Consider the following 20,369-nt stretch of genomic DNA (forward strand, 5'->3'; position numbering starts at 1 on the left):
TCCACTCTCACTTGCTTGACCGGTCTCTATGCCTACCCTGCGCTCTTTCTTTTTCGCGGCCCTGCTGGGCCTGAGTCTTTCCGTCGGGCCGCTGTATGCCGCCGAACCGCCGTCCAGCGAAGCCGTGCAGGCCAACCTGGACAAGCTCGCCGACAGCAAACTGCCGGACGCCGATAAAAAGACCCTGCAAACCGTCCTGCAGAACACGCTCAATCAGCTGAACAACCAGCATGACTATGAACAGAAGCTGATCGACCTCAAACAGCAACTGGCAAGCGCGCCGAAGCAGACCGTCGAGAACACCCGCGAATTGACGCGCCTCAAGGCCTCCGCCGTGGTGCCGGTGGCGCAGCGTTTTCCCAAGGAATCGATCCAGCAGCTGGAACAGATCCTCACCGATCGTTCGACCCAGCAGAGCGATCTGCAAAAAGCCCTGGCCGACGCCAACAGCCTGATCATCACCGCGCAGACCCGCCCGGAGCGCGCCCAGGCGGAAATTTCCGCCAGCCAGACGCGCATCCAGCAGATCAACAACATCCTCAAGTCCGGCAAGGACGCGGGCAAAACCGTCAGCGCCGAGCAACGCGATCAGTTGAACGCCGAACTGGCCGCCCTCAACGCGCTGATCCCGCTGCGTCGTCAGGAACTGGCCGGCAACAGCCAGTTGCAGGATCTGGGCAACAGCCAGCATGACCTGCTCTCGGAGAAATCCGACCGCCTCGACCGCGAGATTCAGGAACTGCAAACCCTGATCAACCAGAAGCGTCTGGCGCAGTCCCAGGAGACCGTTACCCAGCAGTCGATCGAAGCGCAGAAAGCCGGCGGCAGCAGCCTGCTCGCCAGCGAAAGCACGGCCAACCTCAAGCTCTCCGACTACCTGCTGAAAAGCACCGACCGTCTCAACGAAGTCACCCAGCAGAACCTGCAAACCAAACAGCAACTCGACAGCCTGACCCAGAGCGACTCGGCCCTGGATGAACAGATCAACGTGCTCAAGGGCAGTCTGCTGCTGTCGAAGATTCTCTATAAACAGAAGCAGGCCCTGCCGCGCCTCAAGGTCGATCGTGACCTGGCCGACCAGATCGCCGACATTCGCCTGTATCAGTTCGAAGTCAGCCAGCAGCGTGAACTGCTGAGCAACCCGGCGACCTACGTCGACAACCTGCTCTCCACCCAGCCGCCGGAGCAAGTCACCCCGCAACTGCGCAAGAGCCTGCTGGACCTGGCCAACACCCGCGCCGACCTGCTGGAACGGCTGAACCGCGAACTGAGCGCGGTGCTCAACGAATCAATCACCCTGCAACTCAACCAGAAGCAACTGCTGAGCACCGCCCAAAGCCTGCGCGCAACCCTCGATGAGCAGATGTTCTGGATTCCCAGCAACAAGCCGCTGGACGTGGAATGGATGCGCGGCGTGCCGGAGCGGCTCAAACGCCAGATCGACACCCTGCCGCTGGCCTCGAGCCTGAGCGAGCTGACCGACGGCCTGACCCAGCGTCCGCTGCTGTTCCTGCCGCTGGCATTGCTGATCGGCGCGCTGCTGTGGCGGCGCAAGGCGCTGTATGCGCGGTTGAACAAGGTTCACCAGGACATCGGTCACTTCAAGCGTGACAGCCAGTGGCACACTCCGCAGGCGATCCTGATCAATATTCTGCTGGCGATGCCGGTCGCCCTTGGCCTGGCCCTGTGCGGACTGGCCCTGCAGATCGACGCCCGCGGACAAAACGCCAACATGGGCGCGGCGCTGCTGCAAATGGGTCAGGCATGGCTGGTGTTCTACACCGCCTACCGGATTCTCTCGCCAGGTGGCGTGGCAGAGTTGCACTTCCGCTGGGAAAAGCCCCAGGTCGAATTCCTCCAGGGCTGGATCCGTCGCCTCGGACTGGTGGTCATGGCGCTGGTGACCGTAGTCGCCGTGGCCGAACTGCAACCGGCCGCACTGGCTGACGACGTCCTCGGCATGCCGGTGGTGCTGACCTGCTACGCCCTGATGGCCTGGCTGCTCAGCCGTCTGCTGATCAGCAGTCCGGCCCACGAAAATACTTCGTTGTTCCGCAAGGCCGTGGGCGTGATGTTCACCTTGCTGCCGATCGCCCTGTTCGTCGCGGTGTGCTTCGGCTACTACTACACCGCGCTGAAACTCAGCGACCGCTTGATCAACACCCTGTACCTGCTGATGTTCTGGCTGGTGATCGAAGCCACCTTCGTCCGGGGTCTGGCGGTTGCCGCCCGACGTCTGGCCTACCAGCGCGCCCTGGCCAAACGTCAGGCGGCAAAAGAGGCCGGCGACGGCGAAGCCGTGATCGAAGAACCGACACTGGACATCGAGAAGGTCAACGAACAGTCCCTGCGCCTGATCCGTCTGGCCCTGCTCGGCGGCTTCATCGCGGCGCTGTACTGGGTCTGGTCGGACCTGATTTCGGTGTTCTCGTACCTCGACAACATCACCCTCTACGAATACACCAGCGGCACCGGCGCCAACATGAGCATGGTGCCGATCAGCATCGGCGACATGCTCGGCGCACTGATCATCATCGGCATCACCTTCGCCCTCGCGCGCAACCTGCCGGGCCTGCTGGAAGTGTTCGTGCTGTCGAAACTCAATCTGGCCCAGGGCAGTGCCTACGCGACCACGACGTTGCTGTCGTATGTGATCGCTGGCGTCGGTTTCGTCTCGACCCTGTCGACCCTCGGCGTGAGCTGGGACAAGTTGCAATGGCTGGTGGCGGCGTTGTCGGTCGGCCTCGGTTTCGGCATGCAGGAGATCTTCGCCAACTTTATCTCCGGCATCATGATCCTGTTCGAACGCCCGGTGCGGATCGGTGACACCATCACCATCGGCAACCTGTCGGGCACGGTCAGCAAGATCCGCATCCGCGCCACGACCATCACCGACTTCGACCGCAAGGACATCATTGTCCCGAACAAGACGTTCATCACCGGGCAACTGATCAACTGGTCGCTGACCGACACCATCACCCGCGTCACCCTGAAACTGGGCGTCGACTACGGCTCCGACCTGGATCTGGTCAAGGAACTGCTGCTCAAGGCTGCCCGGGAAAACCCGCGTGTGCTCAAGGAGCCCGAGCCGCACGTGTACTTCCTCAACTTCGGCGAAAGCACTCTCGATCACGAGTTGCGCATGCACGTGCGTGACCTGGGCGACCGCAACCCGGTGCTTGATGAGGTCAACCGCTTCATCAACCGCGAGTTCAAGAAGCAGCACATCAACATCTCGTTCCGCCAGATGGAGGTTTATCTGAAGAACCTTCACGGTCAGGAATACAAGATGGTGCCGATCGAGCCAGAAACGAAAACCATCGTGCCCATCGCCGACGATCAGAAACCGTTGCAAGAGCCGCCGCCGGCCAAACTCGACTAACCGGCCTATTCCCAGCAGAATGCTCGGACATTCTGCTGGAGCCGGCCCTTGAAAGCCCTCGACGAACTGACCTTCGACAATCGCTTCGCCCGCCTGGGCGACGCGTTCTCCGCCCACGTGCTGCCCGAGCCGATCGACAATCCGCGTCTGGTCGTCGCCAGCCCGGCGGCCCTCGCCTTGCTGGATCTCGACCCGGCGAGCGCCGAAACCGAGGAATTCGCCGAACTGTTTGGCGGCCACAAGTTGTGGGCCGATGCCGAGCCGCGGGCGATGGTCTATTCCGGGCATCAGTTCGGCGGCTACACACCGCAACTGGGTGACGGTCGTGGCTTGTTGCTCGGCGAGGTCTACAACAGCGCTGGTGAGCACTGGGACTTGCACCTGAAGGGCGCCGGACAGACGCCGTTTTCACGCATGGGTGACGGTCGCGCCGTTCTGCGTTCATCAATCCGCGAGTTCCTCGCCTCCGAAGCGCTGCACGCGCTGAACATCCCGTCTTCGCGGGCCGCCTGCGTGATCGGTTCCGACACCCCGGTGTGGCGCGAGAAGCAGGAACGTGCGGCGATGGTCCTGCGTCTGGCACCGAGCCATGTGCGCTTCGGCCACTTCGAATATTTCTACTACACCAAGCGTCCCGAGCAGCAGAAGCAACTCGGCGAGCACGTGTTGGCGATGCACTTCCCCGAGTGCCTGGAACAACCGGAGCCGTATCTGGCGATGTTCCGCGAGATCGTCGAGCGCAATGCCGCACTGATCGCCAAGTGGCAGGCCTACGGCTTCTGCCACGGCGTGATGAACACCGACAACATGTCGATCCTCGGCATTACCTTCGACTTCGGCCCGTTCGCGTTCCTCGATGATTTCGACGCCCACTTCATCTGCAACCATTCCGATGATCAGGGCCGCTACTCGTTCAGCAATCAGGTGCCGGTCGGCCAATGGAACCTCAGCGCGCTGGCCCAGGCGTTGACGCCGTTCATCAGCGTCGAAGCCCTGCGCGAAACCCTCGGCCTGTACTTGCCCTTGTTCCAGGCGCATTACCTTGACCTGATGCGCCGCCGCCTCGGCTTTACCACAGCGGAAGAGGACGACCAACAGTTGCTGGAGAACCTGCTGCAACTGATGCAGAACAGCGGCGTCGATTACACGCTGTTCTTCCGCCGTCTCGGTGAAGAACCCGCCGAACAGGCCGTCGCCCGTTTGCGCGACGATTTCGTCGACATCAAGGGCTTTGACGCCTGGGGCGAACGCTACGTCGCCCGGGTCGCCCGCGACGGTGACACCGATCAGGCCCAGCGCCGCACGCGAATGCATGCGGTCAATCCGCTGTACATCCTGCGCAATTATCTGGCGCAAAAAGCTATTGCTGCGGCGGAGCAAGGCGATTACTCAGAAGTGCGCCGGCTGCATGCGGTGCTGAGCAAACCGTTTGAACAGCAGCCGGGGATGGAGGGTTATGCCGAGCGGCCGCCGGAGTGGGGCAAGCATCTGGAGATCAGTTGTTCGTCTTGAGGCGGTCTAGATAAACACGTCTACAGGCACCTTGAAGTGGTCCGCCAACCAGCGGACCTGCCGCAGGTTCAACTTGCACTTGCCGTTCAGAATTTCTGAAACGACAGATTGAGTACCAACACCCGGCAGGTCGCTCTGGGTCAGTCCATGTTCGCGCATCATGTAGCCGAGGACCTCTTCGCCACTTGCCTCGGCCATGGGGTGATGTGTGCGATCCCATTCCGCAATCCAGTCACTGATGATCTCCACCAGACTCGTGAGTGGATGCGACTCGTCATCGCCGGTTATTTCGAAGATCTCGTCGACTGCATATCGCAAGTTGCGATAATGCAGGACGGACCAATGGCCACGCCGGTACGTCTTAGCCCAGGTCTTACGTTGAAAGCCGCATGATTGAAAATGTGAACAAACGCCTCCAACTAGGTGTTATCAGCTCACTTGCGGAATGCCCTCATGACCAACCCAATCCTCATCCCCTGCCCCTCCTGCAACGGCCTCAACCGCATCCCGGCCGAGCGCCTCGCGGACCAGCCAAAATGCGGGCGCTGCAAATCCGCCGTACTGCTGAGCAAGCCGTTCGAACTCAAGCAAGGCGACTACGCCAGCCAGATCAAGGGTGATCTGCCGCTGCTGGTGGACGTGTGGGCGGACTGGTGCGGGCCGTGCAAGTCGTTTGCACCGGTGTTCGAGCAGGCGGCGGCGCAGTTGGCGGGCAAGTGCCGGTTGGCCAAGCTGGACAGTGAGGCTAATCAGCAACTGTCGGCGCAGTTGGGGATTCGTTCGATTCCGAGCCTGATTCTGTTCAGGAACGGCCGGGAAGTAGCGCGGCAGAGCGGCGCGTTTCCATTGCCGCAGTTGATGGCGTGGCTGCATAGCCAAGGCATCTGACACACCGTAAACCAAATTGTAGGAGTGAGCCTGCTCGCGATGGGGTTCTGTCAGTCCACTCAAGTGTTGGCTGAAAGGACCCCATCGCGAGCAGGCTCACTCCTACAGGGGATCTGCGTAGCCCAAGAGATCAGTGGTCTTCGAGCAAGTTGTGCAGCTCAACGAACTGCTGCGTCAGTTTGTGTTTCGGGTCGAGGTGAATCAGCGGCATGCTGGCCTGGTGCGATTCGCGCATGCGTACCGAACTGCTCAGATACACCGGCAACACCGGCAAACCTTCGGCAATCAACTCATCGAGAATCTGTTGCGGCAGGCTCGCCCGGGCCTGGAATTGGTTGACGACGATGCCTTCGACCTCCAGGCCTTCATTGTGGTCGTCTTTCAGCTCTTCGATTTCCGCGATCAGCCCGTACAGCGCCTGACGCGAGAAGCTGTCGCAATCGAAGGGGATCAGCACGCGATCCGCAGCAATCAGCGCCGATACCGCGTAGAAGTTCAGCGCCGGTGGCGTATCAAGGTAGATCCGGTCGTAATCCTCGGACAATTCATCCAGCAACTTACGCAGCTTGTTGATCTTGTGCTTCGCCTCAAGCTTGGGCTGCAGGTCGGCCAGTTCAGCGGTGGCGGTGATGATATGCAGATTATCGAACGGGGTTTCGTAGATATCGGCCTGATTCTTTTTCGAAAACGGCCCCGATGACAGCGTCTGCTTGAAAAAATCGGCAATGCCCATCGGGATGTCGTCGCCGGTGAGCCCTGTCAGATATTGAGTGGAGTTGGCCTGGGCATCGAGATCCACCAACAGCGTGCGATAACCCTCGCTGGCGCTGACCGCCGCCAGATTGCAGGCAATGCTGGATTTGCCCACGCCACCTTTCTGATTGAACACCACGCGCCGCATGACAAAACCTCCGTGTATCAAAGAATGACCGAGTGTAGATGCCTGCGCCCTCGCTTCGCTACCTTCACCGACACGGACTACAGCGCCTGGTGACAATATCCGCGTGCAGACGGGGCAAAAGCGGCCTTTGATCGCCGAGATGCCTGACAGACAAGAGGCTGATCAACTGGAAAATGGACCCCTTGACGCCGCTTAGCACGTCCTTGAGCAAGGCTCTCATCCGCCACGGCTCCAACTGCATGGGAGCGGGCTTGCTCGCCAAGCGGCCAGCCGCCATTACCCAATTGAAGGCTCAACCTTGCGCGTGAGCAGGTCGACAAACGCCTTGGCCATCGGCGATTTCTGGTCCTTGCGCTGCACCAGCCACACCGCCGACACCGCCTCCGGATCCAGCAGCGGTCGATAGACCACGCCTTCAATGCGCATCCGCTGATAGGACGCCGGCAACACCGAAACCCCCAGCCCCGCTGCAACCAGACCGATGATGGTCATCGCCTCTCCGGCCTCCTGGGCGAAGTGCGGGCTGAATCCGGCATCACGCGCCAGACTCAGCAGTTGCGCATACAGCCCGCTGCCGTAGCTGCGCGGAAAGAACACGAACGGCTCCAGCGCCAGCGCCGAAAGGAAAAGCCCTTCCTCGCTGCCCTGCGCCAGCGGATGTTTGGAACCAAGCACCGCCACCAGCGGCTCACGCATCAGCTCCACCACGCTCAGCGAATCCGGCAGGCCCAGCGGACGCATGATGCCGACCTCGATCGACTCATCCACCAGCCCTTCGGCGACTTGCGTGCTGCTCATCTCACGAAGGTTAAGGTGCACCGCCGGAAAACGCTGGCGAAAGGCAAAGATCGCCTGGGGAATCGTCGAGTTGAACGGCGCCGATGAGGTAAAGCCGATCTTCAATTCGCCCAGCTCCCCCAATTGCGCACGTCTTGCGACATCCGCCGCTTTGTCGACCTGCGCCAGCACCAGCCGCGCTTCCTCCAGAAACAATCTGCCGGCTTCGCTCAGTTCGACCCGACGATTGGTCCGCTCGAACAACCGCGCACCGACCTCTTGCTCCAGCGCCTGAATCTGCTGGCTCAGCGGTGGCTGGGAAATACCCAGCACCTGTGCCGCGCGGCCGAAATGCAGCTCTTCGGCAACGGCGATGAAGTAGCGCAGGTGACGCAATTCCATGAACACCTCATTAGGTCGTTAAAGCTATCAAACAGGTCGAACAATATATTGGATAGAAACATTAGCCAGCTATATGATTTTTTCATTGCCTGCCTGGCCGTGCACCCCGAGGTCTGATGTGAAAACTGCTGTCGCGCCCCTTGCCCACGAAATCCCGCCTGCTGCGGCGGACGATGTCGTCGCCGAACTGCAAGAGATCTACATCGAAAAAGGCACGCCGATGTTCATGCGCACGGTACTGGCGCTGTTCAGCGGCGGGTTCGCGACCTTTGCCCTGCTCTACTGCGTGCAGCCGATGATGCCGCTGCTGTCCCACGAGTACGGAATCAACGCGGCGCAAAGCAGCCTGATTCTCTCGGTGGCGACCGGCATGCTCGCCATCGGCCTGCTGATCACCGGACCGATCTCTGATCGGGTCGGGCGCAAACCGGTGATGGTGACTGCGCTGTTCGCAGCGGCGCTGTGCACCATGGCCAGTGCAATGATGCCGAGTTGGGAAGGTGTGCTGATCATGCGCGCGCTGATCGGGCTGTCGCTCAGCGGACTGGCAGCGGTGGCGATGACTTATTTGAGTGAAGAGATCCATCCGCAACACATAGGCCTGGCGATGGGTTTGTACATCGGCGGCAACGCGATTGGCGGGATGAGCGGGCGGTTGATCACCGGGGTGTTGATCGACTTCGTCAGCTGGCACACGGCGATGCTGGTGATCGGCGGTCTGGCGATGATCGCGGCGGCGGTGTTCTGGAAGATCCTCCCCGAGTCGCGCAACTTCCGCTCGCGCTCGCTGCACCCGCGCAGTTTGCTCGACGGCTTCACCATGCATTTTCGCGATGCCGGTCTGCCGCTGCTGTTTCTTGAAGCATTCGTGCTGATGGGCGCGTTCGTCACGCTGTTCAACTACATTGGCTATCGCTTGCTGGCCGCGCCGTACAACCTAGATCAGGTGTTCGTTGGATTGTTGTCGGTGGTGTATCTGTCAGGGATCTACAGCTCGGCGAAGATTGGTTCGCTGGCGGACAAACTGGGGCGACGCAAGGTGCTGTGGGCGACCATTGCGCTGATGTTTGCCGGCCTTGCGTTGACGATGTTTACGCCGCTGTTGCTGGTGATTGTCGGCATGTTGATTTTCACTTTTGGCTTCTTTGGAGCGCACTCGGTGGCCAGCAGCTGGATCGGCCGACGCGCGACCAAGGCCAAGGGGCAGGCGTCGTCGTTGTATCTGTTCAGTTATTACGCGGGGTCGAGTATTGCCGGCACGGCAGGCGGGGTGTTCTGGCATTTGGGTGGCTGGAACGGGATTGGTCTGTTTATAGGCTCACTGTTGCTGATCGCGCTACTGGTGGCGTTGAAGCTGGCGAAGTTGCCGCCGCTCGGCGGTGTAAAAGCCTGACACAAAACCCAATGTGGGAGCGAGCTTGCTCGCGAAGGCGTTGTGTCAGTTGATGCAAAAGTTGCTGATCCACCGCTTTCGCGAGCAAGCTCGCTCCCACATTTCATCTGTGTCCGACGTTGAATCGTGGAAACAAAAACGCCCGGCATTGGCCGGGCGTTTTTTATGGTGTGGCGATCACTCGTGATACTGCGCCGACAGCTCGTGCACCGCGCGCAGGAAGGCACCGGCGTGCTCCGGATCAACCTCAGGCGTGATGCCATGACCAAGGTTGAACACGTGGCCGCTGCCCTTGCCATAGCTGGCCAAGATGCGCCCGACTTCGGTGCGGATCGCTTCCGGTTTGGCGTACAGCACGGTCGGGTCCATGTTGCCTTGCAGCGCGACCTTGTCACCGACGCGGGCGCGGGCGTTGCCGATGTCGCAGGTCCAGTCCAGGCCCAGGGCGTCGGCACCGGCCTCGGCAATACTTTCCAGCCACAGGCCGCCGTTCTTGGTGAAGAGGATCACCGGCACCTTGCGACCGTCGTGTTCACGGATCAGGCCGCTGACGATTTTCTTCATGTAGGCCAGCGAAAACTCTTGATACGCCGCCGCCGACAGATTACCGCCCCAGGTGTCGAAGATCTGCACCGCTTGCGCGCCGGCCATGATCTGGCCGTTGAGGTACGAGGTCACCGACTGCGCCAGCTTATCCAGCAGCAGGTGCATGGCTTGCGGGTTGTCGTAGAGCATCGCTTTGGTCTTGCGGAAGTCTTTCGACGAGCCGCCTTCAACCATGTACGTCGCCAGGGTCCACGGGCTGCCGGAGAAACCGATCAGCGGCACGCGCCCGTTCAGCTCACGACGGATGGTGCTGACCGCGTCCATCACGTAGCCGAGGTCCTTGTGCGGATCAGGGATCGGTAGCGCTTCGATGTCCGCCAGGGTGCTGACGACTTTCTTGAAACGCGGCCCTTCACCAGTCTCGAAGTACAGGCCCTGGCCCATCGCATCGGGAATGGTGAGGATGTCGGAAAACAGGATCGCCGCGTCCAGTTGCGGATAGCGGTCGAGCGGTTGCAGGGTGACTTCGCAGGCGAATTCCGGATTCATGCACAGGCTCATGAAGTCACCGGCGTGGGCACGGCTGGCGCGGTATTCCGGCAGGTAGCGGCCGGCCTGGCGCATCATCCACACCGGGGTGACGTCAACGGGTTGCTTGAGCAGGGCGCGGAGGAAACGGTCGTTCTTCAGGGCAGTCATGTCGGCATCCGGAAAAAAAGTGCGGGCATTTTCTCAGAGCGCGACGCAAAAGGCACGGATGCAGGTCAGCCTTTTGTCTATCGGGTCAATTTATCGTTAAAAATTCAGGTCTTCGCAACACTACAAAACACTGTGGGAGCTGGCTTGCCAGCGATGCAGGCACCTCGGTTTGTCAGGTAAACCGAGGTGATGCTATCGCTGGCAAGCCAGCTCCCACAGGTATTGCATTTGCAGTCAGCCGGACGGGGTTTAGACGCCCAGGTAATCGAGGATCCCTTCGGCGGCATTGCGGCCTTCGAAGATTGCCGTCACCACCAGGTCGGAACCGCGCACCATGTCGCCACCGGCAAAGATTTTCGGATTGCTGGTCTGGTGCTTGTACTGACCTTGCTCAGGCGCCACAACGCGGCCCTGGCTGTCGGTCTGGATCTCGAACTGCTCGAACCACGGCGCCGGGCTAGGGCGGAAGCCGAAAGCGATAACCACGGCGTCCGCCGGGATGATCTCTTCGGAACCCGGGATCGGCTCGGGGCTGCGGCGGCCACGGGCGTCCGGTTCGCCGAGACGGGTCTCGACCACCTTCACGCCTTCGACCTTGTCTTCGCCAACGATGGCGATCGGCTGGCGGTTGTAGAGGAACTTCACGCCTTCTTCCTTGGCGTTCTTCACCTCTTTGCGCGAGCCGGGCATGTTCGCTTCGTCACGACGATAGGCGCAGGTCACCGACTTGGCACCCTGACGGATCGACGTGCGGTTGCAGTCCATCGCCGTGTCACCACCGCCGAGAACCACGACCTTCTTGCCTTTCATGTCGACGAAATCTTCCGGCGACTTTTCAAAGCCCAGGTTGCGGTTGACGTTGGCGATCAGGAAGTCCAGTGCGTCATAGACGCCCGGCAGGTCCTCACCGGCAAAACCGCCCTTCATGTAGGTGTAGGTGCCCATGCCCATGAATACCGCATCGTATTCGGCGAGCAGTTGTTCCATGGTCACGTCTTTACCGACTTCGGTGTTCAGGCGGAACTCGATGCCCATGCCAGTGAAGACTTCGCGACGATTGCTCAGCACGGTCTTCTCCAGCTTGAACTCGGGGATGCCGAAGGTCAGCAGACCGCCGATTTCCGGGTTCTTGTCGAACACCACCGGGGTCACGCCGCCACGCACCAGCACGTCGGCACAACCGAGGCCCGCCGGGCCGGCACCGATGATCGCGACACGCTTGCCGGTCGGTTTGACCTTGGACATGTCCGGACGCCAGCCCATGGCGAACGCGGTGTCGGTGATGTACTTCTCGACCGAACCGATGGTCACCGCGCCGAAGCCGTCGTTGAGGGTGCAGGCACCCTCGCACAGACGATCCTGCGGGCACACCCGGCCGCAGACTTCCGGCAGGGTGTTGGTCTGGTGCGACAGCTCGGCAGCCTGCAGGATGTTGCCCTCGGCGACCAGCTTCAGCCAGTTGGGAATGAAGTTGTGCACCGGGCACTTCCATTCGCAATACGGGTTGCCGCAACCCAGGCAGCGGTGGGCCTGATCGGCCGACTGCTGGGGTTTGAACGGTTCGTAGATTTCGACGAACTCTTTCTTGCGTTGACGCAACAGTTTCTTCTTCGGATCTTTGCGCCCGACATCGATGAACTGGAAGTCGTTATTCAGACGTTCAGCCATTGTTAAAACCTCATCAAACTCTTCAGGCGCATATCACTGCGGGTTGGCACGAGTGCTGGAAAGCAACGATTTCAGATTGGCAGCCTTCGGCTTGACCAGCCAGAAACGGCGCAAGTAGTCATCGAGGTTTTCGGCGAGTTCACGACCCCACTCGCTGTCGGTTTCGGTGACGTACTCGTTCAGCACGTTTTGCAGGTGGCTGCGATAGGCTTCCATCGCCTCGCCGCTGATCCGCTGGATTTCCACCAGTTCGTGGTTGACCCGGTCAACGAAGGTGTTGTCCTGGTCGAGCACGTAGGCGAAACCACCGGTCATGCCAGAGCCGAAGTTGTAACCGGTCTTGCCCAGAACGCAGACAAAACCACCGGTCATGTACTCGCAGCAGTGATCGCCAGTGCCTTCCACAACCGTGTGGGCACCGGAGTTACGCACGGCAAAACGCTCGCCTGCGGTGCCGGCGGCGAACAGCTTGCCGCCCGTGGCGCCGTACAGGCAGGTGTTGCCGATGATGGCGCTTTCCTGAGTCTTATAAACGCTGCCCTTCGGCGGCACGATGGTCAGCTTGCCACCGGTCATGCCTTTGCCGACGTAGTCGTTGGCATCGCCTTCGAGGTACATGTTCAGACCGCCGGCGTTCCACACGCCGAAGCTCTGCCCGGCAGTGCCCTTGAAGCGGAAGGTGATTGGCGCTTTCGCCATGCCCTGGTTGCCGTGCTTGCGGGCGATTTCGCCGGAGATCCGTGCGCCGATCGAACGGTCGCAGTTGCAGATATCCAGGTCGAACTCGGCACCACTGAGGTCGTTGATTGCCGACGAGGCCATCTCGACCATTTTCTCGGCCAGCAGGCCCTGGTCGAACGGCGGGTTGCGTTCAACGCCGCAGAACTGCGGTTTGTCCGCCGGGATGTGATCGCTGCCCAGCAGCGGGGTCAGATCCAGGTGATGTTGCTTGGCGGTCTGGCCTTCGAGGATTTCCAGCAGATCGGTACGACCGATCAGTTCTTCGAGGGAGCGTACGCCGAGCTTGGCCAGCCACTCACGGGTTTCTTCGGCGACGTAGGTGAAGAAATTCACCACCATGTCGACGGTACCGATGTAGTGATCCTTGCGCAGCTTTTCGTTCTGCGTCGCGACGCCGGTGGCGCAGTTGTTCAGGTGGCAGATGCGCAGGTATTTGCAGCCCAGGGCGATCATCGGCGCAGTACCGAAGCCGAAGCTTTCGGCGCCGAGGATGGCAGCCTTGATCACGTCGAGGCCGGTTTTCAGGCCGCCGTCGGTCTGCACCCGGACTTTGCCGCGCAGGTCGTTGCCGCGCAGAGTCTGGTGGGTTTCAGCCAGACCGAGTTCCCACGGAGCGCCAGCGTATTTGATCGAGGTCAGCGGCGAAGCGCCGGTGCCACCGTCGTAGCCGGAGATAGTGATCAGGTCCGCGTAGGCCTTGGCCACACCGGCGGCGATGGTGCCGACGCCCGCTTCAGCCACGAGTTTCACCGAAACCAGTGCCTTCGGGTTGACCTGTTTCAGGTCAAAGATCAGCTGCGACAAGTCTTCGATCGAATAGATGTCGTGGTGCGGCGGTGGCGAAATCAGGGTCACGCCCGGCACTGCGTAACGCAGCTTGGCGATCAGCCCGTTCACTTTGCCGCCCGGCAGTTGCCCGCCCTCGCCCGGTTTGGCGCCTTGGGCGACCTTGATCTGCAGCACTTCAGCGTTGACCAGGTATTCCGGGGTCACGCCGAAACGGCCCGTCGCGACCTGCTTGATTTTCGAGCTCTTGATTGTGCCGTAGCGCGCCGGATCTTCGCCGCCTTCGCCGGAGTTGGAACGCGCGCCGAGGCGGTTCATGGCCTCGGCCAGCGCTTCGTGCGCTTCCGGCGACAGAGCGCCCAGCGAGATACCGGCGGAGTCAAAGCGCTTGAGCACCGATTCCAGCGGTTCGATTTCACTGATGTCCAGCGGTGTGTCGAGGGTCTTGACCTTGAACAGGTCACGGATCATCGACACCGGACGGTTGTCCACCAGCGAGGTGTATTCCTTGAACTTGGCGTAGTCGCCCTGCTGCACAGCGGCTTGCAGGGTGTTGACCACATCCGGGTTGTAGGCGTGATATTCACCACCGTGAACGAACTTCAGCAGACCGCCCTGCTGGATCGGCTTGCGCGGACTCCAGGCTTCGGTGGCCAGTGCTTTCTGTTCGGCTTCGATGTCGACGAAACGCGCACCCTTGATGCGGCTCGGCACGCCACGGAAGCTCAGCTCGCAGACTTCTTCGGACAGGCCGATGGCCTCGAACAGCTGCGCACCACGGTACGAAGCGATGGTCGAGATGCCCATCTTCGACAGGATCTTCAGCAGGCCTTTGGTGATGCCTTTACGGTAGTTCTTGAACACCTCGTAGAGGTCGCCCAGCACTTCACCGGTACGGATCAGGTCACCCAGCACTTCGTAGGCGAGGAACGGATACACCGCCGAGGCGCCGAAGCCGATCAGCACCGCAAAGTGATGCGGGTCACGGGCGGTGGCGGTTTCAACGAGGATGTTGGAATCGCAGCGCAGGCCTTTTTCGGTCAGGCGGTGGTGCACCGCGCCGGTGGCCAGCGAGGCGTGGATCGGCAGCTTGCCCGGCGCGATATGACGGTCGCTCAGAACGATCTGGGTACGACCGGCACGCACGGCTTCTTCGGCCTGATCGGCGACGTTGCGGATCGCCGCTTCGAGGCCGACGCTTTCCTCGTAGTTGAGGTCGATGATCTGCCGCTCGAAACCCGGACGGTCGAGGTTCATCAGCGAGCGCCACTTGGCCGGCGAGATCACTGGCGAGCTGAGGATCACGCGCGAGGCGTGTTCCGGCGATTCCTGGAAAATGTTGCGCTCGGCACCGAGGCAGATTTCCAGCGACATCACAATCGCTTCCCGCAGCGGGTCGATCGGCGGGTTGGTGACCTGCGCGAACTGCTGGCGGAAGTAGTCGTACGGCGTGCGCACACGTTGCGACAGCACGGCCATCGGCGTGTCGTCGCCCATCGAGCCCACGGCTTCGTAGCCTTGTTCGCCGAGCGGACGCAGGACCTGATCGCGCTCCTCGAACGTGACCTGATACATCTTCATGTATTGCTTGAGCTGATCGACGTCGTAGAACGCCGAACCGTGGTCGTTGTCTTCCATGGTTGCCTGAATACGCAGGGCATTCTTGCGCAGCCATTGCTTGTACGGATGACGGGACTTCAGACGGTTGTCGATCGCATCGGTGTCGAGGATCTGCCCGGTTTCGGTGTCCACGGCGAAGATCTGGCCAGGGCCGACACGACCTTTGGCAATCACGTCTTCCGGCTTGTAGTCCCACACGCCGATTTCCGAGGCGAGGGTGATGAAACCGTTCTGGGTGGTGACCCAGCGCGCCGGACGCAGACCGTTACGGTCGAGCAGGCACACCGCGTAGCGACCGTCGGTCATGACCACGCCGGCCGGGCCGTCCCACGGCTCCATGTGCATCGAGTTGTACTCGTAGAACGCACGCAGGTCCGGGTCCATGGTTTCAACGTTCTGCCACGCCGGCGGAATGATCATCCGCACGCCACGGAACAGGTCGATGCCACCGGTGACCATCAGTTCGAGCATGTTGTCCATGCTCGAGGAGTCGGAACCGACACGGTTGACCAGCGGGCCGAGCTCTTCCAGATCCATCAGATCGTTGGTGAACTTGGTCCGACGGGCCTGGGCCCAGTTGCGGTTACCGGTAATGGTGTTGATCTCGCCGTTGTGGGCGAGGAAGCGGAATGGCTGAGCCAGCGGCCATTTCGGCAGGGTGTTGGTGGAGAAGCGCTGGTGGAACACGCAGATTGCGGTTTGCAGGCGCTCGTCACTCAGGTCTGGATAAAACGCGGCCAGGTCGGCCGGCATCATCAGGCCTTTATAGATGATGGTCTTGTGCGAAAAACTGCAGATGTAGTGGTCGGTGTCGGCGGCGTTGGCCACCGACGAACGACGACGGGCACTGAACAGTTTGACCGCCATGTCCTGATCGCTCAGGCCTTCGCCGCCGATGTACACCTGCTCGATCTGTGGCAGACGCTCAAGGGCCAGGCGGCCGAGGACGCTGGTGTCGATTGGCACTTTGCGCCAGCCGATCAGTTGCAGGCCTTCAGCGAGGATCTCGCGATTCATGTTCTCGCGAGCGGCTTCGGCCTTGACCGGATCCTGGTTGAAGAAAACCATGCCCACCGCGTATTGCTTGGGCAACTCGACACTGAAGGCTTCCTGGGCAATGGCTCGCAGGAACGCATCAGGTTTTTGAATCAGCAGACCGCAACCGTCACCGGTCTTGCCGTCGGCATTAATCCCACCGCGGTGGGTCATGCAGGTCAGGGCCTCGATGGCCGTTTGCAAAAGGGTATGACTGGGTTCGCCCTGCATATGGGCTATCAGGCCGAAACCGCAGTTATCCTTGAATTCATCTGGTTGGTACAGACCTGCTTTCATAGACACTTTCTCACCAGGCTGCCTCTTTTCGAGGCAAATTTCTTTTCAATTCAACCACTTGCATCCTGCGCCGAACGTACGCCGGCTTAGCGGGGGCAAAAGGGTGGTCATTGTACACAGCGACACAGAGGCTCACAAATTTGACGACGAAATGTCGCAAATTCATGTCGCATTTGTGAAAGGTTTAAAGCGATCTGCTGTGCTAGTCAAAACTTTTTTAATTTTGACCGCAACGACTCAAAGACTACTGTGACGCAGACACCACAAGGCACGCGACCTGGAAGGAAGCGCGCACTCGTAGAAATTTTGAGGTGCTTGGAGAGGCGGCCTGGGTAAGGCCGCCGAATCTTCAGCGAGTTGTTGCCAGTTCCTGTTGGACGCTGGCGACAGTGCGAGGCCAAGGTTTACCAGCCTGAACCTTCGCTGGCAAGGCCTTGATGGCAGAAACGGCTGCATCACGATTGGCGAAGTTGCCGTAGGTGATCACGTAGAGAGGCTTGCCGTTGAGAACTTTCTTGAAATAACGGTACTCCCCGCCCTGCTCCTTGACGAAGTTTTGCGCGGCCGCTTCAGAGCTGGTGCCGAGGATCTGCACCACGTAGTTGCTGGTCGGCTGACCGGCGTACCAACTGCCACCGGCTGCTTTGGCCACGGTAACCGGCTTCTCGGCCGGTTTGGCGGCCGCTACAGGCTTGGCCGGCGCAGGAGCCGGTTTCGCCGCTGGCGCTGCCGGAGCAGGCTTCGCGGTGGCGACCTGAGTCGGCGCCGGAGCAGGCTTGGCCGCCGGGACAGGCACCGGCGTTGGCGCAGGACCTGCCGGAACGCCCGCAGGCGGTGCGGAAGTGGTGACGGTCGGCGGCGTTGCGCTGGAGCCTTCGACCGGCACGCCGTCGTCACCTTCAGTGATGCCACCCGCGGCTTCAGCCAACGGACCACGCATCACCGGTTGCGAGTTGCCGACCAGCGGCAACGGCATCGGCTGCGTATTGCCGGCGAACTCGACGTTCGGCGCGCCGCCATTGGCACCCTGCCCCAATGGCAACTGTGCCTGTTCATTGGCAGGAGCGCCGGTGGTTGGCGCCTTGTTGCGACCCGGCATCAGCCAGGCAGCGGCGACCGCGACCACAACGACGGCGGAAATCGCCAATACGTGTTTCTTCGGCATGTTGAACCCCATACTTGGACGCTTGACCGCAGAGCGGCTGGCAATCATGACTTCGATCAGAGCATCGCGAGCGACCTGGTTGATGTTGCCCGGCCAACCCTCGGCACTTTCGTGAATATCAGAGATCTGAACTGCGGTGAAAAGTTCGACACCCCGGCCGGCACCTTCCAGCCGTTGGTCGAGATACTCGCGAGTCTCTTCTTCGGTGTACGGCTGCAACTCGATGACGTGGAAACGCTCTTCTTCAAGTTGCAAGGCCTCGAGTTGCGCGATCAGCGACGACTCGCCGAACAGGAACACGTGCGGGCGACCTTCCGGAGCCCCGGCACCCAGCGCCATCAGGGCTTCAAGGGCGGATTCGTCGAGCTGCTCGGCGTCATCCACCAGCAAGTAGACTTCCTGGCCGGTCAGTGCGAGCTGAACCACTTGCGCCAGAATCGCGCCGACGTCGGCTTGTGCCACGTCCAGCGCCTGAGCCACCTGACGCAACAGGCCAGCGGCATCACCGGCGCCACGGGCGGAAACGACCACGCTTTGCACCGATTGCTTGTTGGTGCTGGCGACCAGCGCCTGGCGCAGCAATGTCTTGCCGCTGCCTTGCGGCCCCGTGACCACCAGCAGCAACTGGCTGTAACGGGCCAGATGATGCAGCTGCCCGAGCACCGGCTTGCGCTGGGCCGGGAAGAATTTGAAGCCCGGCACCCGTGGCGCGAACGGGTCGTGACTTAACTGGAAATGGCCGAGAAACGCCTCGTCGGCATGCAAACTAGTCATCGGAATCTTATTAACCTTTAAGCTGAGCCAGGGCGCGGTAGTCCGCTCCCAGCGTGGCCTGTAAAACCTCTTTCGGATAATCGGCGGTCACTACCGCTTCGCCCATCCGGCGCAGCAGCACCAGGCGCAGACGACCGTCGATCACTTTTTTGTCGATTGCCATGTGTTCGAGAAAATCGGCTTCGGTCATTTCTTCCGGCGGAATCACCGGCAGACCGGCCCGCTGGAACAGACGGATGCCGCGATCACGCTCCTGCTCGCTGATCCAGCCCAGGCGCGCCGACATCTCCAGCGCCATCACGGTGCCAGCCGCGACCGCTTCCCCATGCAACCAGACACCATAGCCCATGTGGGTCTCGATGGCGTGGCCGAAGGTATGACCGAGGTTGAGCGTGGCGCGCACGCCGGTTTCCTTCTCATCGGCGCCGACCACCGCAGCCTTGGCTGCGCACGAGCGCTCGATCGCATAAGTCAGGGCTTTCTGGTCCAGCGCGCGGAGGGCGTCGACGTTGTCTTCGAGCCAGGTCAGGAACGGCTCGTCGCAGATCAGGCCGTACTTGATGACTTCCGCCAGCCCGGCCGACAGCTCACGCGCCGGCAGGGTTTTCAGGGACGCGGTATCGATCAGCACCACGTTCGGCTGATAGAACGCGCCGACCATGTTCTTGCCCAGCGGATGGTTGATCCCGGTCTTGCCGCCCACCGACGAATCGACCTGGGACAGCAAAGTGGTCGGGATCTGGATGAAATCGACACCGCGCTGGTAACAGGCCGCAGCGAAACCGGCCATGTCACCGATAACACCGCCGCCGAGGGCAATCACTGTGGTGCGGCGGTCATGACGAGCGGTCAGCAGACCGTCGAAGATCAGTTGCAGGGTTTCCCAGTTCTTGAAGGCTTCGCCGTCGGGCAACACCACCGAAATCACCGAGAACTGCGCCAGGCTGCGGGTCAGACGTTCGAGATAGAGCGGGGCAACGGTTTCGTTGGAGATGATTGCCACTTGCCGCCCGTGGATATGCGGAGCCAGCAGCTCGGGCTGATCCAACAAACCTTCGCCAATATGAATCGGGTAGCTGCGCTCGCCTAGATCGACCTTGAGTGTCTGCATGTGTCCCCACAGTGAAGATGGAAGCAGGCGTCCTGCCCTGAATTATTGGTTGTCTGCGGCCTATAGCGGGTATGACGCCGCTCGCACGCCATCCGCCACAACCTCGGCGGGCTGTGACAGGACGCCGAGGATAGCGCATTTCGGGCGATGCTTTAACGGGGTGGAAGCTGCGCGAGGCGATCAAGAATGTCGAGCACCACCATGCGTGGTGGCCGTTCGTCGGTTTCCACCACCAGATCGGCGATTTCCCGATAAAGCGGATCACGGATCGCGAGGAGGTCACGCAGGGTTTTCGCCGGATCGGCGGTGCGCAGCAACGGCCGATTGCGATCACGCGAGGTGCGGCCCACTTGCTGTTCGACGGAGGCATGCAGATACACCACTCGCCCACCCTCATGCAGGGCCTTGCGATTGGCATCACGCATCACCGCGCCGCCGCCGGTGGCCAGCACCACGCCGTCGAACGCGCACAGCTCGGCGATCATCGCCTGCTCACGGTCACGAAAGCCGGGCTCGCCTTCCTTGTCGAAGATCCACGGGATATTGGCGCCCGTGCGCAGTTCAATTTCCTTGTCGGAATCTTTGAACGGCAGGCGCAGCTCTTTGGCCAGCAACCGGCCGATGGTGCTTTTGCCAGCGCCCATCGGTCCTACAAGAATCAAATTTCGCACA

At 60.9% G+C, this 20,369-nt stretch carries 12 protein-coding genes and 1 pseudogene; 4 read left to right on the top strand and 9 right to left on the bottom strand.

The window, feature by feature from the left end; all coding sequences use genetic code 11:
• Nucleotides 1-28 precede the first annotated feature (28 nt).
• Both mscK and selO read left to right on the top strand, forming a co-directional pair.
• Nucleotides 29-3,382: a mechanosensitive channel MscK gene (gene mscK, locus PseuLF5_RS19375; RefSeq protein WP_340134357.1), complete on the top strand. Its 3,354-nt coding sequence runs from the start codon at nt 29-31 to the stop codon at nt 3,380-3,382.
• Between the two features lie 48 nt (nt 3,383-3,430).
• Nucleotides 3,431-4,894, top strand: coding sequence for a protein adenylyltransferase SelO (selO, locus tag PseuLF5_RS19380; RefSeq protein WP_340134359.1), 1,464 nt, complete (start codon nt 3,431-3,433; stop codon nt 4,892-4,894).
• Nucleotides 4,895-4,900: 6 nt separating this feature from the next.
• Here the strand turns inward: selO and PseuLF5_RS19385 are convergent.
• Nucleotides 4,901-5,221 (bottom strand): annotated as a pseudogene (locus PseuLF5_RS19385) (helix-turn-helix domain-containing protein); the annotation flags it as partial.
• A 126-nt stretch (nt 5,222-5,347) separates the two neighbouring features.
• On the opposite strand from PseuLF5_RS19385, the gene trxC reads away from it, so the two are divergent.
• Entirely contained in the window at nt 5,348-5,782 is a 435-nt protein-coding gene (gene trxC / locus PseuLF5_RS19390; protein ID WP_340134361.1) for a thioredoxin TrxC, read from the top strand.
• Nucleotides 5,783-5,912: 130 nt separating this feature from the next.
• Here the strand turns inward: trxC and PseuLF5_RS19395 are convergent, their stop codons facing one another.
• Both PseuLF5_RS19395 and PseuLF5_RS19400 read right to left on the bottom strand, forming a co-directional pair.
• Nucleotides 5,913-6,683, bottom strand: coding sequence for a ParA family protein (locus PseuLF5_RS19395; protein ID WP_123470774.1), 771 nt, complete (start codon nt 6,681-6,683; stop codon nt 5,913-5,915).
• A gap of 276 nt (nt 6,684-6,959) precedes the next feature.
• Nucleotides 6,960-7,862 (bottom strand): LysR family transcriptional regulator, encoded by a 903-nt coding sequence (locus tag PseuLF5_RS19400; RefSeq protein ID WP_123470769.1) that lies wholly within the window; start codon nt 7,860-7,862, stop codon nt 6,960-6,962.
• A 118-nt stretch (nt 7,863-7,980) separates the two neighbouring features.
• On the opposite strand from PseuLF5_RS19400, the gene PseuLF5_RS19405 reads away from it, so the two are divergent.
• The gene (locus tag PseuLF5_RS19405; protein ID WP_322375628.1) at nt 7,981-9,255 is read left to right on the top strand and encodes an MFS transporter; all 1,275 of its coding nucleotides are present in this window, start codon (nt 7,981-7,983) and stop codon (nt 9,253-9,255) included.
• A gap of 177 nt (nt 9,256-9,432) precedes the next feature.
• Here the strand turns inward: PseuLF5_RS19405 and hemE are convergent, their stop codons facing one another.
• The 6 genes from hemE to aroK all read right to left on the bottom strand — a co-directional run bounded on the left by hemE (nt 9,433) and on the right by aroK (nt 20,368).
• Nucleotides 9,433-10,500, bottom strand: a complete 1,068-nt coding sequence (hemE, locus tag PseuLF5_RS19410) for a uroporphyrinogen decarboxylase (RefSeq protein ID WP_083367241.1) — start codon at nt 10,498-10,500, stop codon at nt 9,433-9,435.
• A gap of 249 nt (nt 10,501-10,749) precedes the next feature.
• Nucleotides 10,750-12,168, bottom strand: coding sequence for an FAD-dependent oxidoreductase (locus PseuLF5_RS19415; RefSeq protein ID WP_007909438.1), 1,419 nt, complete (start codon nt 12,166-12,168; stop codon nt 10,750-10,752).
• A 33-nt stretch (nt 12,169-12,201) separates the two neighbouring features.
• Nucleotides 12,202-16,647, bottom strand: coding sequence for a glutamate synthase large subunit (gene gltB / locus PseuLF5_RS19420; RefSeq protein ID WP_222833823.1), 4,446 nt, complete (start codon nt 16,645-16,647; stop codon nt 12,202-12,204).
• A gap of 349 nt (nt 16,648-16,996) precedes the next feature.
• Nucleotides 16,997-18,586, bottom strand: coding sequence for an AAA family ATPase (locus PseuLF5_RS19425; RefSeq protein WP_340134368.1), 1,590 nt, complete (start codon nt 18,584-18,586; stop codon nt 16,997-16,999).
• Between the two features lie 10 nt (nt 18,587-18,596).
• The gene (aroB, locus tag PseuLF5_RS19430; RefSeq protein ID WP_123470762.1) at nt 18,597-19,697 is read right to left on the bottom strand and encodes a 3-dehydroquinate synthase; all 1,101 of its coding nucleotides are present in this window, start codon (nt 19,695-19,697) and stop codon (nt 18,597-18,599) included.
• Nucleotides 19,698-19,849: 152 nt separating this feature from the next.
• Nucleotides 19,850-20,368, bottom strand: coding sequence for a shikimate kinase AroK (gene aroK, locus PseuLF5_RS19435; protein WP_045122260.1), 519 nt, complete (start codon nt 20,366-20,368; stop codon nt 19,850-19,852).
• Nucleotide 20,369 lies beyond the last annotated feature (1 nt).

The sequence above is a fragment of the Pseudomonas sp. LF-5 genome (assembly GCF_037626295.1).
Lineage (GTDB): Bacteria > Pseudomonadota > Gammaproteobacteria > Pseudomonadales > Pseudomonadaceae > Aquipseudomonas > Aquipseudomonas monsensis.